The 17,609-nt window shown below is 70.0% G+C and carries 12 protein-coding genes and 2 pseudogenes; 9 read left to right on the top strand and 5 right to left on the bottom strand.

Annotation, left to right across the window (positions count from 1 at the left end; translation table 11 throughout):
- Window positions 1–1,416: 1,416 nt before the first annotated feature.
- Window positions 1,417–1,824 (top strand): hypothetical protein, encoded by a 408-nt coding sequence (locus OG978_RS43190; protein WP_326770571.1) that lies wholly within the window; start codon window positions 1,417–1,419, stop codon window positions 1,822–1,824.
- Window positions 1,825–1,978: 154 nt separating this feature from the next.
- Here OG978_RS43190 and OG978_RS43185 read toward each other — a convergent pair whose 3' ends face one another.
- Window positions 1,979–2,431, bottom strand: coding sequence for a winged helix-turn-helix transcriptional regulator (locus OG978_RS43185; protein ID WP_326770570.1), 453 nt, complete (start codon window positions 2,429–2,431; stop codon window positions 1,979–1,981).
- A gap of 100 nt (window positions 2,432–2,531) precedes the next feature.
- On the opposite strand from OG978_RS43185, the gene OG978_RS43180 reads away from it, so the two are divergent.
- Window positions 2,532–3,797: an MFS transporter gene (locus OG978_RS43180; protein WP_326770569.1), complete on the top strand. Its 1,266-nt coding sequence runs from the start codon at window positions 2,532–2,534 to the stop codon at window positions 3,795–3,797.
- Between the two features lie 1,278 nt (window positions 3,798–5,075).
- Complete coding sequence (locus tag OG978_RS43175) at window positions 5,076–6,389, top strand: phosphatase PAP2 family protein (protein ID WP_326770568.1); 1,314 nt, start codon at window positions 5,076–5,078, stop codon at window positions 6,387–6,389.
- 33 nt (window positions 6,390–6,422) lie between these two features.
- On the opposite strand, the gene OG978_RS43170 is transcribed toward OG978_RS43175, so the two are convergent.
- A complete protein-coding gene (locus OG978_RS43170) occupies window positions 6,423–7,172 on the bottom strand; it encodes a dienelactone hydrolase family protein (protein ID WP_326770567.1) in 750 nt (249 codons plus the stop codon).
- Between the two features lie 502 nt (window positions 7,173–7,674).
- Here OG978_RS43170 and OG978_RS43165 point away from each other — a divergent pair.
- The 3 genes and pseudogenes from OG978_RS43165 to OG978_RS43155 form a co-directional block, all read left to right on the top strand.
- Window positions 7,675–8,307: a TetR/AcrR family transcriptional regulator gene (locus OG978_RS43165; protein WP_326770566.1), complete on the top strand. Its 633-nt coding sequence runs from the start codon at window positions 7,675–7,677 to the stop codon at window positions 8,305–8,307.
- A gap of 65 nt (window positions 8,308–8,372) precedes the next feature.
- Entirely contained in the window at window positions 8,373–9,920 is a 1,548-nt protein-coding gene (locus OG978_RS43160) for an FAD-dependent monooxygenase (RefSeq protein WP_326770565.1), read from the top strand.
- Window positions 9,921–10,024: 104 nt separating this feature from the next.
- Window positions 10,025–10,585 (top strand): annotated as a pseudogene (locus OG978_RS43155) (SDR family NAD(P)-dependent oxidoreductase); the annotation flags it as partial.
- A 94-nt stretch (window positions 10,586–10,679) separates the two neighbouring features.
- On the opposite strand, the gene OG978_RS43150 reads toward OG978_RS43155, so the two are convergent.
- Both OG978_RS43150 and OG978_RS43145 read right to left on the bottom strand, forming a co-directional pair.
- A complete protein-coding gene (locus tag OG978_RS43150; protein ID WP_326770564.1) occupies window positions 10,680–13,028 on the bottom strand; it encodes an ABC transporter permease in 2,349 nt (782 codons plus the stop codon).
- Entirely contained in the window at window positions 13,025–13,732 is a 708-nt protein-coding gene (locus OG978_RS43145) for an ABC transporter ATP-binding protein (RefSeq protein WP_326770563.1), read from the bottom strand. The genes OG978_RS43150 and OG978_RS43145 overlap by 4 nt, the downstream gene beginning before the upstream one ends.
- A gap of 216 nt (window positions 13,733–13,948) precedes the next feature.
- Here OG978_RS43145 and OG978_RS43140 point away from each other — a divergent pair, with 216 nt between their 5' ends.
- The gene (locus tag OG978_RS43140) at window positions 13,949–15,259 is read left to right on the top strand and encodes a sensor histidine kinase (RefSeq protein ID WP_442817907.1); all 1,311 of its coding nucleotides are present in this window, start codon (window positions 13,949–13,951) and stop codon (window positions 15,257–15,259) included.
- Window positions 15,256–16,035 carry a response regulator transcription factor gene (locus OG978_RS43135; protein WP_326770561.1) on the top strand — a complete coding sequence of 260 codons (780 nt, stop codon included), beginning with the start codon at window positions 15,256–15,258 and terminating at the stop codon, window positions 16,033–16,035. Before OG978_RS43140 ends, OG978_RS43135 begins: the two co-directional genes overlap by 4 nt.
- A gap of 120 nt (window positions 16,036–16,155) precedes the next feature.
- On the opposite strand, the pseudogene OG978_RS43130 reads toward OG978_RS43135, so the two are convergent.
- Window positions 16,156–16,356, bottom strand: a pseudogene (locus tag OG978_RS43130) (MFS transporter); the annotation flags it as partial.
- Window positions 16,357–16,529: 173 nt separating this feature from the next.
- On the opposite strand from OG978_RS43130, the gene OG978_RS43125 reads away from it, so the two are divergent.
- A complete protein-coding gene (locus tag OG978_RS43125; RefSeq protein WP_326770560.1) occupies window positions 16,530–17,480 on the top strand; it encodes a peptidoglycan recognition family protein in 951 nt (316 codons plus the stop codon).
- Window positions 17,481–17,609: the final 129 nt, after the last annotated feature.

Raw genomic sequence — 17,609 nt, 5'->3', positions numbered from 1 at the left:
GAATTGATCTCATGTGGCGGCACTCCCGCTTCCGGCCTCGACCGCTGGGCACGCCGCTCCCGCACCGGGGCCCGGATGACGGGGTCGCGCTTCGCCCGGCGGTACACCCGGGCTTCCACGGGTGCGCCCGGCACCCGCTCCGGGCGACGGTGGCCAGGTCACTGAGCCGGGCCTTGGCGCACGATGATCCGGTCCCGGCGGTTCAGACCATTGGGGGCGGGGAAGCGCGGCAACCTCGGCCCGCGCTCGTCGCGAGGTCAGTACCGGCGGATGGGGTCCGGAACGAGATCTCGCATCCGTCGATCCGGTGCGGGAGGCCGAACGCGGGGAGGCGCTCGAGTTCGCGGTCCGGCTCCTGACGGAGCAGCCCTCCCCCGTCGAACGCGCCGTGTACGTACTCCGTGAGGCGTTCGAGCGTCCTGTTCGGGGATGTCCGGGCCGAGTACGGAGGTCGTGTGCCGGACGTCGCGCCGGTGCGATGTCCGGGCCGAGTACGGAGGTCGTGTGCCGGACGTCGCGCCGGGTGGGCCCGGCCGGCACACGGAGCCGCGACGGCTGACGGCCGCGGTTGCCGATCTGCGGCAGGCGTACAACGTCGAGGGTTTCTATCCCCGCCGGGCGGTGGCGTTGCTCGACGAGGTCGTCCGGTCGGTCTCCGGTTTCGCCGAGGCCGGTTCCTACGAACGTCACAGGCCCGGTCGCGGTGAGCGGCATCTTGCTCTGATCGCGGCCCAGTTGAGTGTGGCGTCCGCACTCACTTCCTGGGCCCGGCCGGCAAGCCGACGCCGGAACCGACCCGACCGGCGGCGACCAGCCCCCGGCCACCAAGGACCCCGACGGCGGCCTCGCCGACACCGGTGGTGACACCCCCCATCGGCCTCATCAGCGGAATCGCCGCCGCTGTCGTAGCCGCCGGTGGTGCACTCGTGTGGTGGATGCGCCGGCGCAGGACCAGCAACCGGGCCGGACAACCCCACCGGTCCCGCGTACGGCAGCGGCCCGCACCCGACCCATGGGGTGCTGTCGGCGAATTCGGAGCCTGACGTGACGTCGGTCTCCAAGACCCGGATGTGGTCTTGAAGACCGACGTCGTCGTTCGGGGGCTGTCGATGTACCGCGGCAGTGGGACCGCCCCAGGTGGTCAGGCCCCCAGGTGGTCGGGCCGCCCATGAAGAAGCACAGCCCATCCATGGGATTCACAGAGATTTTGGCCGCGTCGGCGCCAGAGGGAGACAGCCTCCGACCTGCGGCTTCATGAATCACGACCAGACCGTGGCACCCGTGATGCCAAACATGGCACCACTAATGGCTCGCAATGGCGCCATACGTGTGCCATGATGGCGTCACGGAAGCGGGGCCGGTCAACCACCACCGCGAAGATCAGGAACCGAAACAGATTCGAAGGAGCACACCACCATGTCCATCACCCTGACCGACCAGGACAAGAACACCCTGCGGACCGCCGCGTACGGCGCCGTCACACTGCTGGCCGCCGCTGACGCCGCCGGCTCGCCCCACAAGGCCGCCACCCACGGCAGCATCGCCCTGTCCTCCGCGACCGGGCTGGTCGGGCACGTGCTCGCCGAGAAGTCCAAGGGCATGAACCTGAACGGCAAGTCCACAGCCGAACTCGCCGACCGCGTGCTGCCGGCCCTGACCGCGGCGATGAGCCTGCTCAAGAAGCAGGCTCCGGAAGAGGCCGACAACTTCCGCAGCACCGTCGTCGTCGCCGGCGAAGCAGCCGCCCGGGCCCACAAGGGCGAGCCCAGCCCCACCCTGGCCGAGATGGCCCGCAAGATCACCGGAGCCCTCGACGCCGCCTGATGGGACTTGACGGGACGGAGGGCCACGGGTGCGGACCCGGGCGCTCCTGGCGGGCCGGCCCTACGGGGCGTTCGCCGGGGCGCACCGGGCCGACCGGCATCCGGACCGCACCCTGGGCACGGTCATGGTCGACGGCGCGTTCCCGTACGACCGGTCACTGGGCGGAGATCTTGTGGACGGTGGTGTCGTCGGAGTCCAGTCGCCGTCCGTCCGCAGACAGCACTTCCAGTGCGCGGAGGCGATGTCCCTGCCGGCGGTCGATCAACTGTGAGTGCGGCTCACCGGGGGCGAAGAAGTTCTGTTCACCCCACTGCCGCAGTGCCACGATGACGGGGAAGAGCGCCTTGCCCTTCGGAGTCAGCACGTACTCGCGGTAGGCGCTGCCGTCCGAGGCGGGGACGGATTCGAGGACACCGCCGGCGACCAGGGTGCGCAGACGCGCGGTGAGGATGTTCTTCGCCACGCCGAGGCTGCGCTGGAACTCCCCGAAGCGCCGGCTTCCGTCGAAGGCGTCCCGCACGATCAGCAGGGACCACCAGTCGCCGATCGCGTCCACCGACCGGGCGACGGGGCATTCGCTGTCGTCGAAGCGCGTCCTGGTCACCATGGCGTCCCTCACTCACTCTCACGATGGTTGCAACATGCTACCAAGGAAGTTACCGTCACCACTGGTAGCAAGATGAAACCAGATGTACGGAGGGGTGCTGATGCCCGGCAACGGTGAGGCTGCGACACGACGGACCGAGGCCCGAAGCGGGGAGGGTTCCGAGTCCGTCCTGTCCCGTGGCGTCGTCATTCTGTTCGCCGTCGCCTGCGGGGCAGCGGTGGCCAACGTCTACTTCTCCCAGCCGCTCCTCGTGACCATGGGCCATGACCTCGCCATGAGCCCGGCGCTGGTCGGCAGCGTGGTCACCCTCACGCATGTCGGATACGGGCTGGGACTCTTCTTCCTCGTGCCGCTGGGCGACGTGGCCGACCGCAGACGGCTCATCGTGGCCCAGTTGCTGCTCCTGGTGGTGGCGCTGGCCGTGGTAGCCACCGCCCACACGGCGGCGATGCTGCTCGCGGGCATGGCCGCGACGGGGCTTCTCGCGGTCGTCACGCAGACGCTGGTGGCCTTCGCGGCATCACTGGCCCCTCTCGCCGGGCGCGGGCGGGTCGTCGGGCTGGTCACCAGCGGCGTGGTCATCGGAATCCTGCTCGCCCGCACCGCATCCGGCCTCATGGCCGATCTCGCGGGCTGGCGCTCCGTCTACCTCGCCTCGGCATCGCTCACCGCTCTGCTCGCCCTGGTCCTGTACCGAGTACTGCCGCGCCACAGTGACGCGCCGCCGACAACCCTGCGCTACGGACAGCTCCTGCGCTCCACGATCACCCTGTTCGCACGGGAACGACTGCTGCGGCTCCGGGCCCTGTTCGGTCTGCTGGTCTTCGCCGCCTTCAGCACCCTGTGGAGCAGCGTGGCGCTGCCGCTCAGCGAGGCCCCGTACTTCCTGTCCCACAGCGCGATCGGGGCGCTGGGCCTGATCGGTGTCGTCGGCGCGCTGGCCGCGACCGTGGCGGGCCGCCTGAACGACCGCGGACTCTCCCGGCGGACCACCGGCATCGCCCTGGCACTGCTCGCCGCCTCGTGGTTGCCCTTGGCCTTCACCCGCAGTTCGCTCTGGGCCCTGGCCGTCGGGGTGATCCTTCTCGACCTCGCCGTGCAGGCGGTCCACGTCACCAACCAGACCCTGATCTACGCGCTGCACCCGGACGCAGGCAGCCGGCTGATCGGCGGATACATGGTCTTCTACTCGATCGGCAGCGCTACCGGCGCCATCGCCGCGACCTCCCTCTACACGGTGGCCGGCTGGGGCGCCGTATGCGCACTGGGTGCCGCGTTCAGCTGCCTCGGGCTCGTGCTGTGGGCGTTCACCCGACACAGCACCCCGGACCCCGCCGCCGAGGTGACCTCTCGCAGCAAAGCCTGAGCGATCTCGGGGAAGATCAGCGGCAACCTTCGGCGCCGCTTCGTGCGTTCACTGCAGAGTGTTTGTGCCCTTGGGGGTACTGACTGCGGCGGGGAGCGGCTGATGTCCTTCGTCCCAGTGATTGGACCAGCTGCACAGTCCGCACGCGTATCGGCCGTTGAGGCCGTGTACTTCGGCGCCGCAGCCGCGGCAGCGGGTGGTGGTGATCTCCGGGGTCATGGCGGGTCCGGGCGAGTTGGAAGACCAGCCGCATTGGTTGTTGCAGGTCCAGGACCCGTCGGGGCCCTCGGTGGCCGCTGCGCCGCAGTTTCCGCATGTCATCGCAGACCTCCCCGGGGTGGCCTCGACGACGGGGGTTCGGCGAGGTCGGGTTCAGGATGGCAGGAAATGGCGGAGTTCCGGAGGGCTTCTCGCTCTTCCGGGTGACTCGCGTCGGCCGGGAGGCCTGTTGATTTCCAGCATGCGAAGAGGTCCGGACAGGCGCTGCCGCGACGCCGGGCCGGAGCTCGTGACGTGCTTTCAGGCAGCCACGGAACCGCCACCGTGTCCCTGGTGTTCGGCGGGGCGGCAGCGGCGCGTGTAGTAGGCGCATTGCGGAACCGGTCGTTCGGTACCGTGCGCGGTTGTGGTCGGGCAGGGTCCGTCGATCGCTGTCATGGCTTCAGCCTTTTCGATCCTCGACGGCCGGTCATCGTCCCCGAGGTAGAACCGCCGTCGGCACGGGGGATGACCGCGAGTCAGCCTCCAGGGTTATGCACCGGCGGGAGGATCCCACCGTATCCTTGCGGCCGATGTCGTGATCGGCGCCGACGGCCACCGCAGCCAGGTGCCGGCCCGCAGGGGATTTCGTGCCGGGATCGAACCGCTGCAGAATGCGTGGGAGTACCTCGCGCAGACCGCATTCGGCGCGCCGGCGGGATGCCAACGCCCCCGCCCAGGCTGCCGGTTCACGGCCCTTGCGCACGCTTTACGGCCACTGGGCAAACCGATTCGCCTTCGGTGCCCGCCGGACATCGAGAGCTCCGTGGCCATTCCCGGGGCGCGGGACCAGCGGGCCAGGATCGACTGGATCTTCGCACCATCCATGACCAACGAACTCACCCGCGCCGATCCGATAACATGATCGAATTCATGGCGATCACCCTCATCGCCCGCTCTTCGCCGGAAATCCGTGATATCCGGCATGAAGAGTGACCCACTTGACCAACATCTAACAAATCGGCCAAACAATTGATATCTATAGCATCGCGGGTGTTTTCGCGAATAAACGGCAGAACCATGCTCGCCGCGTGGCGTCGGCCACGGGCGAAGCTGTGGGCCGCGGCAGCGGTGGTGACCCTCGGATTCCTCGTCGCGCTGGAGATCGCCGCGCGTCACTACGGGCTACCCGGGCCGATGACCACCCAGGCGCAAGAGGTGGTACTCGCCCCCAAATCGGGCTTCCTGTTGTACGCGAGCATGGCATTGATGATGGTGGTGCTCACCTGGCGGCAACGCTTCATCGCGGCCGGTGTCGCGATCGGCATCGACGCCACCATCCTGCTGGTGCGGTGGGTGGCCGACGCCGAGGTGACCGAAGGCCACCCCTTCGGCAACGGCGCGTTGTGGGTGATTCTGGGCTATGCGGTCATCGCTGTCACACGCCGCACAGGCCAGGAACGTCTCCTGCTGCTGAAGGGCGTCGGGTTGGGCCTGCTGCTGGTGACCGGCCGCAAGACCGGCGACACCTGGCTACTCATCACGTCAAAGACCCGACCGGATGTGCTCGACCAGTATGTGGCCACCGCCGATCACGCGCTGGGCAACCCGTCGTGGCTGGTGGGCCGGATGGTCACGGCCACCGGCCCGATCGGCGCCCATTTCCTGGACGCCGTCTACACCCAGCTTCCGGCGGCCGCGGTCATCGTCACGATGTACCAGCTGCGTAAGGTGGCGGTCGAGCGTCGCTTCCCGAGCCATCACCTGGTGCGCACCTTTCTGGTCATCGGCCTTCTCGGGCCAGGCATTTACATGATCTTCCCGGTGGTCGGACCGATCTTCGCCTACGGTGCCGACGGCGGGCACTGGGCGGTGGCCAACCTGTGGCCGGACACGCCGCCGTCGATCAGCACCCCGCACCTCATGCCATTCGACGAGATCACCCCACGCAACTGCATGCCCAGCCTGCACACAGCGTGGGCCACCGCGATCTTCATTCATTCCCGCAAGGGCCCACGGATTCTGCAATTCGCAGGCGCGTTCTGGCTGATCGCCACGCTCGGCGCAACGCTGGGCTTCGGCTACCACTACGGCGCGGACATCATTGCCGGTGTGGTGTTCACGCTCACGATCGAGGCAGCGCTGCGCTCGCTCGAACGTGGCTGGGACCGGTCAGGAATCCAGCTGGTCGCCTACGGCACAGCGGTCTTCGCCGCGCTCTTGGTGTCCTATCGCTATCTTCCGATGGAGATGGCCAAATATCCGTGGGTGTTTGGACCACTTCTCATTCTTGCGATGGTCTCAGTGATCTACGGCTATGTACGGACCGCCAAGCGGTGGGAACCGGTTGCCGCACCGGAGCGGCAACCGGAACCGCAACCCGAACTGGTCTGAGCCGACTTCGGGCTCGGTTTCCGAGCCGGAGCCTCAGCTCTTGGCCAGAGTGCGGTCCAGGAGGGGGAGCAGACGGTCCCAGTGACGTTGCAATGCGTCGGGGCTGAAGGCGCTGGTGTCGGCCATGGTGAAGCCGTGGACGGTGCCGGGGTAGATCTCGCAGGTGTGGCCGACGCCTGCGGCATCGAGGGCCTGGTCGAGCTCGCTGACGGCCTCGGGCGACATGTCGTTCTCGGCGAGGCCGAGGTGGAGCTGGGCGGTGAGTTGGGGGGCGAGGCGGTGCGGGCTGTCCGGCGCGTCGGTGACCAGGGCGGCGGGGTGGAATCCGGCGACGGCGGCCACCCGGTCGGGGTGGGCCGCCGCGGTGCGCATCGCCAGGGCGGCACCCATGCAGTAGCCGATCGCGGCGACCGGTCCGGCGCCGACCTCGGGCCGGTCGGTGAGGAACCTGAGATAGGCATCGGCGTCACGCAGGGCACGTTCGACGGTGTGCGCCTCCATCACGGGCGCCAGCCGGCCGAACAACGTGGGCCGGGACTCTGCTCCGATGTGGCCGGGAAGTTCGACCACCGGTGCGGGGCCGTTCCGGTAGAAGACGTTGGGGACGAGCACGTAGTACCCGTGTCCGGCCAGTTCGCGGGCCATCTCCTCCAGCACCGGACGCACTCCGAAGACGTCCATGTACAGCAGTACTCCCGGGTGCTGCCCGCCACCATCGGGGAAGGCGGCGAAAGCGTCGGCCTGGCCGTCCGCGGTGGGAATCTGCAGTGTCTTGGTGGGCAAGATCTTCCTTCCTTGGGCTGATGCCGGTGCACAGCCTCGATCAGGTCTTCCCGTCGGCTACAGCCGTAGAAGATCTTCACGTTAACTCGAATCGTGATCATTCTCAGTGAAAACAACTGTCCGCCGGTTCCTCAACTCCGGGGACCGGTCGGCTGCGCAAAGCCATCCGTATTCAAAGCCGGCGAAATGACCTGAAAGCCGATCCGCATCACAGCCGACGACCTTGAACCGCCGGCACTGGCAGCGGCCCGCGTCGGTAGTGCCAAGCTACTGCGGCGATGTCGCCCCAGGAGGCCTCGTCGGCCGGGACGATGGTCAACTGCTCGGGCGAGGAAGGTGCTTGGGACAGCCTTTAGCTCCTCAACCGGAATGCCCGAGGCTTGGACCTCGCCGTTGGCTTGCTCGTTGGACTCCGTCACTGGTTGCCGTGCCACCCGAGGAGATAATTCTTGCCATCTCGGCAATCTTGCCGTGACGGCAAGATTCGTTCTACGCTGCTCGCATGACACCCGCAGACGAAGCCCGTACGACCGGGCAGCCCGGACTCCGCGAGCGCAAGAAACGGGAGACCCGGGTCGCCCTGAGTCAGGCGGCGATCCGGCTCTGCGTCCTGCACGGCTGGGCCGATGTGACGGTTGATCAGATCGCTGCCGAGGCCAACGTCTCCGTACGTACCTTCCGCAACTACTTCGCCGGCAAGGCCGAGGCGATCGCGGCCAGCCACGTGGAGCGGATGCACCGGGTCGCCGACGACCTGCTCGCTCGCCCGGTCGGCGAACCGCTCTGGGACTCGCTGCTCCACGCCGCCCTGGGCCAGTTCGTCCCGTCGGAAAACACCGCGCCGCAGAACGAGCGGTGGAGCGCGGGGGTGCGGCTGATGCTGGCCGAGCCCGCGTTGGCCGGTGAGATCGTCAAGGCCAACGCCGCCGCCCAGCAGGAGCTGGCCGAGGCCGTCGCTCGGCGCACCGGCACCGACGCCGAACGCGACGTCTACCCGAAGCTGGTCGCGGCCGTGGTCGCGGCCAGCAGTGCAGTGGCCGTCGAGCACAGCCTGCGCGCCGACGAACCCGTGCCGCTCGGCGCGGCCCTGACCCAGGTCTTCGAGCAGCTCGCCGCCGGCCTGCCGGTCCCGTAGCGAGAAGCGGTGACCACCGCACTTTCAGCGCCGCCCTTTCCCGTCCGCACCAAGGAGGCACGACCGTGACAGCCGACGTGATCATCGTGGGAGGCGGCCCGAACGGGCTCATGCTGGCCTGCGAACTGAGCCTGGCCGGCATCAGCCCGATCGTCCTGGAGCAGCTCCCGCAGCCCAGCACCGAACCCAAGGCCAACGGCCTGCTCGGCCAGGTGGTGCGCCTGGCCGACCACCGCGGCCTGTACGAGCCGCTCAGCGGCAGCCCGGAGCCCCCGCAGCCGAGCTCCACCTACTTCATGTTCGCCGCCATGGGCCTCGACCTCGGCCTGCTGGACGCCAGTCCGATCTACGGCCTGGCCGTCCCGCAGCACCGCATCGTCCAGGTCCTGGAGGAGCGCGCCCTCGCACTCGGCGTCGACCTGCGACGCGGACACCGGGTCGGCGCCGTCGCCCAGGACGAGGACGCCGTCACCCTCGACGTCACCGGCCCCGACGGCGACCAGCAGCTCCGCGCCCGCTACGTGGTCGGCGCGGACGGCGCGCGCAGCGTGATCCGCAAGCTCTCCGGGATCGGGTTCCCCGGCGTCAGCTACGACCGCCGCACCAACCGCACCGCCCACGCCACCGTCCCCGCCGACTGGGTCGACCCGGGCAACGGCGCCCTCACCATTCCCGGCCACGGGCCGGTCCTGCCCTTCCTGCCCCACCGCACCGACCGGGGCGGCTTCTCCTACGCGCCGTTCCCCGGCATGCCGCCGCTGGTCAGCACCACCGAGTGGGACCAGCCCGCGACGGACGAGCCGATGACCCTGGCCGAGATGGAGGCGAGTATCCGCCGGGTCCTCTGCGTCGACCTGCCGCTCGGCCCGCCGGACGGAACGGGCCCGCATGTGCTGCGGCGGCTGGCCGGCGGCAACACCCGGGTCGCCGACCGGTTCCGCGACCGCCGGGTCTTTCTCGTCGGCGACGCCGCCCACGTCTACACCTCCGGCGGCGGCCCCGGGCTGAACCTCGGCCTGCAGGACGCCGCCAACCTCGGCTGGAAGCTTGCCGCCGCACTGCGCGACACCGCCCCGCCCGGCCTGCTCGACAGCTACGAGACCGAGCGCCGCCAGGCCGCCCGCCGCATGGTGCTCAACTCCGAGGCGCAGTCCGCGCTCACCGCACCGGGGAGCGACACCACGGCTCTGCGCGAACTCTTCACCGAGCTGCTCACCCGCAAGGACGTCGTCCAGCACCTCGCCGACCTCACCGCGGGCACCGACGTGCGCTACGAGATGGGCATCACCGATCCCCACCCCGCAGTCGGCTACTTCGCACCGGAGCTGGAGCTGATCACCGAGGCGGGGAAGGTCCGGCTCGCCGAACTCGCCCGGAACGCCCGGCCGTTGCTGATAGATCTGACCGAGGATCGGTCTCTGGCAGCCGTACTGGCGAAGGATCAGGACGCGGTCGACCTCGTCATCGCGAAGGGCGGCGGCCCGGCCGGCCTCACCGGCCTGTTGATCCGACCCGACGGATACGTGGCCTGGGCCTGCGACTCCCCCGGCCCGGACCCGGCCGAGTCGGCCGCCTCCCTGCGGGCGGCCGTCGATCGCTGGTTCACGGTCTGAGCAGCCGTCTGTCGCAGCCATGACCAGTCCGTAGCCGGAGTCGGCCCAGATGACGGTGATCTCGGGGTGCATCAGCCGCAGGCGGATGGTTCGAGGAGGCGGCCCGCGCCGTCATTGAGCAGTGGGGCGGGATCGACGTGCTCGTCGCCAATGCCGTCCGCTGGGGCGGCGATGGTCCTCCGGACCCCAGCATCCGCTTCGAGGACTTGCCGATCGAGGAGTGGCAGGCCATGGTCGGCGCCAACCTGATCGGTGCCGCCGCCCAGGTCCGCGCTGTCCTGCCGAGCATGCGCTCGCGCGGCTGGGGCCGGATCGTGCTGATCTCCTCCAGCGTCGCCGAGGAGGGACTGCCCGGCCCCGGACCGTACGGAACCGCCAAGTCTGGTCTCTACGGCCTCGCGCGCAGCGTTGCCTGGGAGGCCGGGCGTGACGGCATCCTGGTCAATGTGGTGGCGCCCGGATTCACGCTGACCGACAGTCGCCCGCCCATCCCGCAGGCCCTCATCGACCGGCTGGCTGTCGGCACGCCCACCCGGCGTCTGTCTGACTCGGACGACGTCGCCAAGCTGGTGCTGTTCCTCGGCTCGGGAGCCAATGGCAACCTCACGGGCGAGGTTGTCCGTGACGGTTCGTCCGCCGCGCGCGCTCCCCACGTCGGTCCCTGACACGTCCCACCCCTGATGGGGGTCCGTCCGACTGAGTCCGACGAGCCCCCATCTTCAAGAAGCCGGGCAAGGCACAATCTCTGAACCTGACCTCCTATTCGGTGCGCAGGGCCGTGGCGGTTCGGGCCCTGGCGGCCCAGCCGGCGGGCAGCAGCGCACCCAGGGTGGCGATGAGCAGGCCGCCGAGTGCGAGCGGGAGCAGTTCGGCCCCGTGGTAGACGGCGATGACGGAAGCGGGGAGGCGGAGCCCCACGCTGTCGCCCATCGCGGGGAAGACCCAGCCGTGCAGGGCTACGCCGAGCGGCACGCCCAGAGTGCCCGCGACCAGTCCGGTCACGACGACCGAGGTGATGACCATCGCGATGGTCTGCCGGGGGGTCATGCCGAGCGCCTTGTGGACACCGATCTCCCGGACGCGCTCGCGGGTATCGAGCAGCACGCCGTTCAGCACGCCGAGCGCGGCGACGGCGACGAGCATCAGCGTGAGGATCATGGACAGTGCGTTGAGCGTGACGACCATGTCGCCGCCGGCGCGGAGCCCGCCGGCTTGGGCGGTGGCCCCCAGCGGTGCCAGGTCTTTGTTGAGCGCGTCGACGTAGCCGGTCACGTCGGTGCCCGACGTGACCGCGATGTGATGGCTCGTCTCCGTCAGGTCGGGATGTGCGTCCGTGAGGTTCGAGGCGTCGGTGAAGACCTGCATGCCGTCGTTGCGCGGGTCGAGGACCTCACCGACGATCCGGACCGTGACCGGCTCGGCCAGGCCGTTCAGGGTGACGGTGTCGCCGATGCGGATGCCGGTGGCGGCCAGGAAGGGGGTCGGGACCACGGCCTCGCCGGGCCTGTCGATCCAGCGGCCCGAGACCATCGCGTATCCGCCCCAGGAAGCGTCGCCGGTGAAGGCGATCACGTCGATGGTGCCGGTCAGGCCGTACACGGTCGTGCGTACCGTCGCGGCGCTGTAGTACTTCCCGGTTCCGGCCGCGGCATCGATGGTCGCGGCGACCGCTGCGGGATCGGCCTCGGGCTGCTTCTCGGGGCCAGGGCCTTGGGGTCCGAAGTCCGGCAAGGGCGCGGGCACGACGACATCGGCGGCGTCGTGGGCCTTGGCTTTCATCACCTGGCCGAGCGAGGCGCCCATCCCCACGGTGAACGTGACGGCGATGGTGCCGAACAGGATCGCCGTGCCCATGGCCAGCGCGCGGGCGGGCCGCGCGCAGGGCCGGGCCAGGCCCAGGGCGACCGGCTGCGGCAACGGCAGCCGTCCGGCCAGGCGGGCCGCCCACCGGCCGCGCCCTGCCGAAGCGGTACGCCCGACGGCGAGCGCATCGACCGTACGCAGCCGGCCGGCCCGCCAGGCACTCGCCCACGCGGTCGCCGCCACCAGGCCGAGCACCCCGGCGATCACCGCCAGGTCGACCCAGGGGGCGATGGCCAGGGACGAGGTGCCGTAGACCTCCTCGGTCTCGGCCAGTACGGGGACGGCGAGCAGGTGGCCGGCGAAGACACCGAGGGCCGTGCCGACGGCGGCCGGGATCAGCGCCTGGCCAACGTAGGCCCGCACGACCTGGGCCGGGGTGAAGCCGACGGCCTTGAGGATGCCGATGCGGCGCGTTCCCGTGCCCACGGCCGACGCGACGACGTTGCCGACGATGAGCACCGACATGACCAGGCCCAGGGCGCCGAACGCGATGAGGAACGGGACGTAGAGGGCGGTGTCGCGCTCGGCGGTCTTCTTGACGGTGAGCCATGACTGTTCGCCGATGGCCGCTCGATGCGGCAGGGATTGCGTCACGGCCTTGCCGCCCGCGGTGATCTGCGCGGCGGTGCCCGCGTCGGTGAAGCGGTAGAGCACCTGATAGCCGCCGCTGCCGGGTGCGGTGAGCGCCGGCATCTGGGACGGAACCACCCAGGCGTCAGCGGTCTGCGTGACCGAGCGGGCCACACCGACCACCGTCAGCGTCGGGCCGCCGGGCAGATCGGGGAAGGCGATCTTCATGCCCATGGTCGGGATGAGCGAGGAGTTGGCGGACAGCACGATCTCGCCGGAGTGCGTGGGCCACCGGCCGTCGAGCAGTGCCACCTCGTCCACGTCCCGGCCGGGATCGCCCCGGCCGACCACGGTCATCGGCCACTCGGGGCCCGCCCCGTCCGACCGCGGGGTGACCGTCGCCGTACGGAACGGCCCGGCCGCACTGCTCACTCCTTCGGCGTTCCTGGACTTCGACAGTTGCCCGGCACTCACCTTGCCCGCGTCGAACTGGACGGACAGATGCGCGCCGTGCTGCTTGGCGAAGGCGTCGCCGAAGGGCGCGCCGGACACCACGAGCAGCGACCCGCCGAGGACGGAGGCGGCCACCGCCATCATCGTGGCGAGCCCGATCGCCAGCGTCTGTACCCGGCGTCGTCCCACCCCCGAGCGCACCACCTTGCCGAGCGCGCTCATCGGACGGCCTCCGGGGCGACGGCCTGCGACCGGACGTCCTCGGTGATCCGGCCGTCGGCGATCCGGACCGTACGGTTCGTGCAGGACCGGGCCAGAGCCAGGTCGTGGGTGACCACGACGATGGTCTGGCCCTCGGCATTGAGGCCTGTGAGCAGCCTGCTGACGTCCTGTCCGGCGGCCGTGTCCAGGGCCCCGGTCGGCTCGTCGGCCAGGAGCAGCGCCGGCCGGTTCATCAACGCCCGGGCCACCGCGACGCGCTGCCGCTCGCCGCCGGACAGCCGCCCCGGGTAGGCGCGGGCGTGCCGGTCGATGCCCAGCAGTTCCAGGAGTTCCGCCGCCCGACGGTCGGCCTCGCCACGTGCCGCACCCGCGAGGCGCGCGGGCAGGACGACATTGTCGGTGACGGTCAGATCGTCGAGCAGGTTGAAGAACTGGAAGACCATGCCGATCCTTGACCGGCGGTAGAGCGCGGATCCGGCTTCGCCCAGCTGGTCCACCCGCACCCCGTCCACGGTGACGGTCCCCGTATCGGGCCGGTCCAGGCCCGCGATCAGATTGAGCAGCGTGGACTTGCCGCTGCCGGAAGGGCCGAGGATCGCGACGGCCTCGCCGGGCTGCACGGTCAGCGACGCCTCGTGCAGAGCGGGCGGGCCGTCGTCGTATCGGCGGCTCACCTCGCGCAGTTCGATCACCGGCATGGTCATGAGAGGGCTCCTCGGGTACGGGCAGTTGGCTGCGTGAACGCTAGGAGCGGGCCCGGCCCCCACGCGTCGCCCGCCCGAACCCATTGCGGTACCGCGCTGGGATGAGCCCTGAGAAACGTCATCCCTGCGATGTAGGCGGGTGATGTATCCGGTGCGGTGGGAATGACCACCGGGACGGACTCCGCGGGTCCGCGCGGCGACGACAATGAACCGGTGATGGACGTACGTACGACGCTGGAGCGGCTGCGGGAAGCCGCCCGCCGGACGGTCCGCGACGCCAGGCTGCCGAGCGGTCCACCGCTGCGGCCGACCCGGCGCGCCTGGCAGTTCGACGTGCTGGTGGCACTGGCACTCGGAATCGTCACCGTTTACTACGGCATCGACAACGCCGACAACGTCGTGGTGCGTGAGATCGCACCCGGCGTGGAGCGCGTCGTGCCGCGCCCGTCCGGCCCCGGCGGCATGGCCTTCATGGTGACCCTCGCGGTCATCGCCTCGGGTGCCCTGGCGTTGCGCCGCCGCTACCCGCTCGCCGTGCTGTGCATCGTGACGGCCGCGACACTGGCGACACCGCAGAGCGTTCTGCGGCTGACCTTCTACGCGTTCGTCATCGCCGTCTACAGCGCCGCCGTGTACAGCCCGTACCGGGTGGCGACCCTGGCGGCGCTGCCGGTGTCGGTCGTCCTGGTCGGCACATCGGGGAACTCGGTGACACCGATCGTCCCCAACGAGTACATCGCCCTGCTGATCCTGGCCCCGATGGCCGTGGCCGCCGTCGGCCTGCGTACCTGGAAACTCCGAACCGCCGAGGGCCGCACCCGGCTCTCCGCCCTGGAACGCGAACAGGCCGAGGCGCTGCGCCGGGCCGTCGAGCATGAGCGGGCCAGGATCGCCCGCGAACTGCACGACGTCGTCACGCACAACGTCAGCGTGATGATCATCCAGGCGGGCGCCGCCCGCAAGATCATGAAAGCCTCCCCCGAGCAGGCCGGTGAGGCGCTGCTCGCCGTCGAGGCGGGCGGGCGGGCGGCCATGACCGAGCTGCGCCACGTCATGGGACTGCTCACCATGGCCGCCGAGGGCGAGGGGACGGACGAAGGTGCGGACCTGGCCGACACGGCGGCGGAGCTGGCCCCGCAACCCGGCCTGGACCAGCTGGAAGCGCTGGTCGGACGGGTCCGGGACACCGGACTGCCCGTCGACCTGACCGTGACGGGCCCGCCCCGTCCCCTCCCGCCCGGCCTCGAACTCGCCGCCTACCGCGTGGTCCAGGAAGCCCTGACCAACACCGTGAAGCACGCGTCCGGCGCCACCGCCGCCGTGACCGTCGCATACGGCCCGGAACGGCTCCGGGTGGAAGTCACCGACACCGGTGGACACCCGGGCGCGGGCGCGGCCGCCGGAAGCGGCCGGGGCCTGATCGGCCTGCGCGAGCGCCTCGCCGTCCACGACGGAACCCTGAACACCGGCCGGCGCCTGACCGGCGGCTACCGTGTGGAGGCCCTGATCCCCTTGGAGACACCGTGACCGAGCCGCTGCGTGTGCTCCTCGCCGACGACCAGACCCTGGTCCGTACCGGATTCCGGTTGATCCTCGGCGCCGACGGCATCGACGTCGTCGCCGAGGCGACCAACGGAACCGAAGCGGTCGAAGCGGTCCGCCGCACACGTCCCGACGTGGTCCTGATGGACGTCCGGATGCCCGAGATGGACGGCCTGGAGGCCACCCGCCGCATCCTCGCCGTTCCCCAAGCTCTCAACTCCTTCCCCAAGCTCTCGGCTTCGCTCGAGCAGGGGAGACCCCACAGAGCAGGGGAGACCCCGTTCCCCGACAGACCCCGCGTCATCATCCTGACCACCTTCGACCTCGACCGATACGTCTACGCGGCGCTGTCCGCCGGGGCCAGCGGCTTCCTCCTCAAGGACGTCACCCCCGAGCAACTGACCGCGGCCGTCCGCACGGTCCGTACCGGCGACGCTCTCCTCGCGCCCGCCATCACCCGCCGTCTCGTGCAGCGGTTCACCCAGCGCGGCAGCGACACCGCCGTCCTCCACCGCGACCTCGCCTCGCTCACCCCGCGCGAACTGGAGGTCCTCGGCCTGCTGGCCCAAGGACTGAGCAACGCCGAACTCGCCACCCGCCTCCACCTGGCCGAGGCGACCGTCAAGACGCACGTCGCCCGCATCCTCGCCAAGCTCGGACTCCGTGACCGTGTCCAGGCCGTCATCGTCGCCTACGAGACAGGGCTGGTCAGCGCCGGCGCACGAAACGAGGCCGCCCCGCAGTCCACCGAGCAGACGTAGACCGAAGCCGAGACTTGGGATCAGCAGCCGGAACCTGCGCCTGTCCCGGTAGTTCACGCCTCCGAACTGTCATACAACGGCCGCCCGATGTCCGCGTTCGCCGCGGTGCGGGCGGGCGGCGGCGAGTGCGACGCCCAGGGCGAGCGGGACGTTGACGTAGAACACCGCTTGCCGGCCGAGGCTGTTGGTGAGGACACCGCCGAGCAGGGATCCGGAGGCGAGTCCGACGCCTCCGGCACCGCCCCAGGTCGCCAACGCCCGGTTGCGGGCGGGGCCTTCGGCGAAGCCGGTGTTGATCAGAGACGGAATGGCGGGCAGAAGTGTCGAGTCCGGCTGCCGTTGCAGGGGTATGGAACTCCTGTGAACCGGTCGTCATCTCGACCCGATTCACGTTCACGCGGACGGTGGCAGACAATACGAAGTACACGGTGACGGATCGGGTTCACCGGCAAGGTCCGCAACGTCGCGTACACCCCGGGCTGAAAGGGAAACGAATGGCTACTCCTCTGTCCGCCTCTGCTGTCCTCAAGGCGCTGCGCGCCGAGGGCGTGCGTGTGGTCGAGGTCGGCAACTGGCGTACCCACAACCGCAATTCGAAGGGCCCCTGGGGCCCGGTCAACGGCAGCATCGTGCACCACACCGTGACCAAGGGCACCGCGGCGACGGTCCGGATCGTCCGTGACGGCTATGCGGACCTGCCCGGTCCGCTGTGCCACGGGATGATCGCGAAGGACGGCCGGGTGCACATGGTCGGCTGGGGCCGCGCGAATCACGCCGGCGGCGGCGACCCCAAGGTGCTGGAGCAGGTCATAGCCGAGTCGTACGGCACCCGGCCGACTCCGCCCACCCACGGCAACAGCAACGGGGTCGACGGCAACGCGCGGTTCTACGGGTGGGAGTGCGAGAACCTCGGCGACGGCAAGGACCCCTGGCCCAAGGCGCAGTACGACGCGATCGTCCGCGTCCAGGCCGCCCTGTGCCGGGCGCACAAATGGTCGGCGAAGTCCGTGATCGGCCATCTGGAGTGGTCGAACGACAAGGTCGACCCCCGTGGTTTCACCATGCCCAAGCTCCGCACCGACGTTTCCGAACGACTCAAGCACCCCGCGAGCTGGAACCCCGGCTCCGACCACGAGGAGGACCCCATGGCGGGAATCACCAAGCGCGACATCTTCGACGCCGTGTGGAAGACCGACGCGATCGGCGGTCCGGCGGACGCGGCGGACCATTCGACGAACCCGACGTGGCAGCCGCAGTCCATCCTGAAGGACATGCAGGCCCGCATCCGGTCCATGGACAGGCGGATGGCCGCCCAGACGGCCGCGATCACCGCGCTCGCGGGTCAGGTCGGCACGGGTGCCGATACGGAGACCATCGTCTCCGCGGTCGAGGCCGCGATCGAGCGGGCCGTCATCGACGTCAACATCAACACCGGGGAGGCCTGACCGCCGCCGCGACGCGTTCCCGGCCCCGGTGACGACCTCGCGAAGGTCACGGTCACCGGGGTCTCGCTGCCGATCGCGCCCTGGGCGTCGGTCCGTCGGTGGGCGCCCGGCGGAGACAGGGGCCGGCTG

The organism is Streptomyces sp. NBC_01591, assembly GCF_035918155.1.
In the GTDB taxonomy this organism is placed as follows: Bacteria; Actinomycetota; Actinomycetes; order Streptomycetales; family Streptomycetaceae; genus Streptomyces.
Note: the sequence above shows the minus strand (reverse complement) of the source record. Positions and strands in the feature narration are given on the sequence as shown.

What these genes read in the sequence shown, in the direction of transcription:
- OG978_RS43165 (WP_326770566.1), top strand. Translation starts at nt 7,675, where the DNA reads ATGACACCCGCAGACGAAGCCCGTACGACCGGGCAGCCCGGACTCCGC.
- OG978_RS43140 (WP_442817907.1), top strand. Translation starts at nt 13,949, where the DNA reads ATGGACGTACGTACGACGCTGGAGCGGCTGCGGGAAGCCGCCCGCCGG.
- OG978_RS43180 (WP_326770569.1), top strand. Translation starts at nt 2,532, where the DNA reads ATGCCCGGCAACGGTGAGGCTGCGACACGACGGACCGAGGCCCGAAGC.
- OG978_RS43190 (WP_326770571.1), top strand. Translation starts at nt 1,417, where the DNA reads ATGTCCATCACCCTGACCGACCAGGACAAGAACACCCTGCGGACCGCC.
- OG978_RS43185 (WP_326770570.1), bottom strand. Translation starts at nt 2,431, where the DNA reads ATGGTGACCAGGACGCGCTTCGACGACAGCGAATGCCCCGTCGCCCGG.
- OG978_RS43145 (WP_326770563.1), bottom strand. Translation starts at nt 13,732, where the DNA reads ATGACCATGCCGGTGATCGAACTGCGCGAGGTGAGCCGCCGATACGAC.
- OG978_RS43125 (WP_326770560.1), top strand. Translation starts at nt 16,530, where the DNA reads ATGGCTACTCCTCTGTCCGCCTCTGCTGTCCTCAAGGCGCTGCGCGCC.
- OG978_RS43150 (WP_326770564.1), bottom strand. Translation starts at nt 13,028, where the DNA reads ATGAGCGCGCTCGGCAAGGTGGTGCGCTCGGGGGTGGGACGACGCCGG.
- OG978_RS43175 (WP_326770568.1), top strand. Translation starts at nt 5,076, where the DNA reads ATGCTCGCCGCGTGGCGTCGGCCACGGGCGAAGCTGTGGGCCGCGGCA.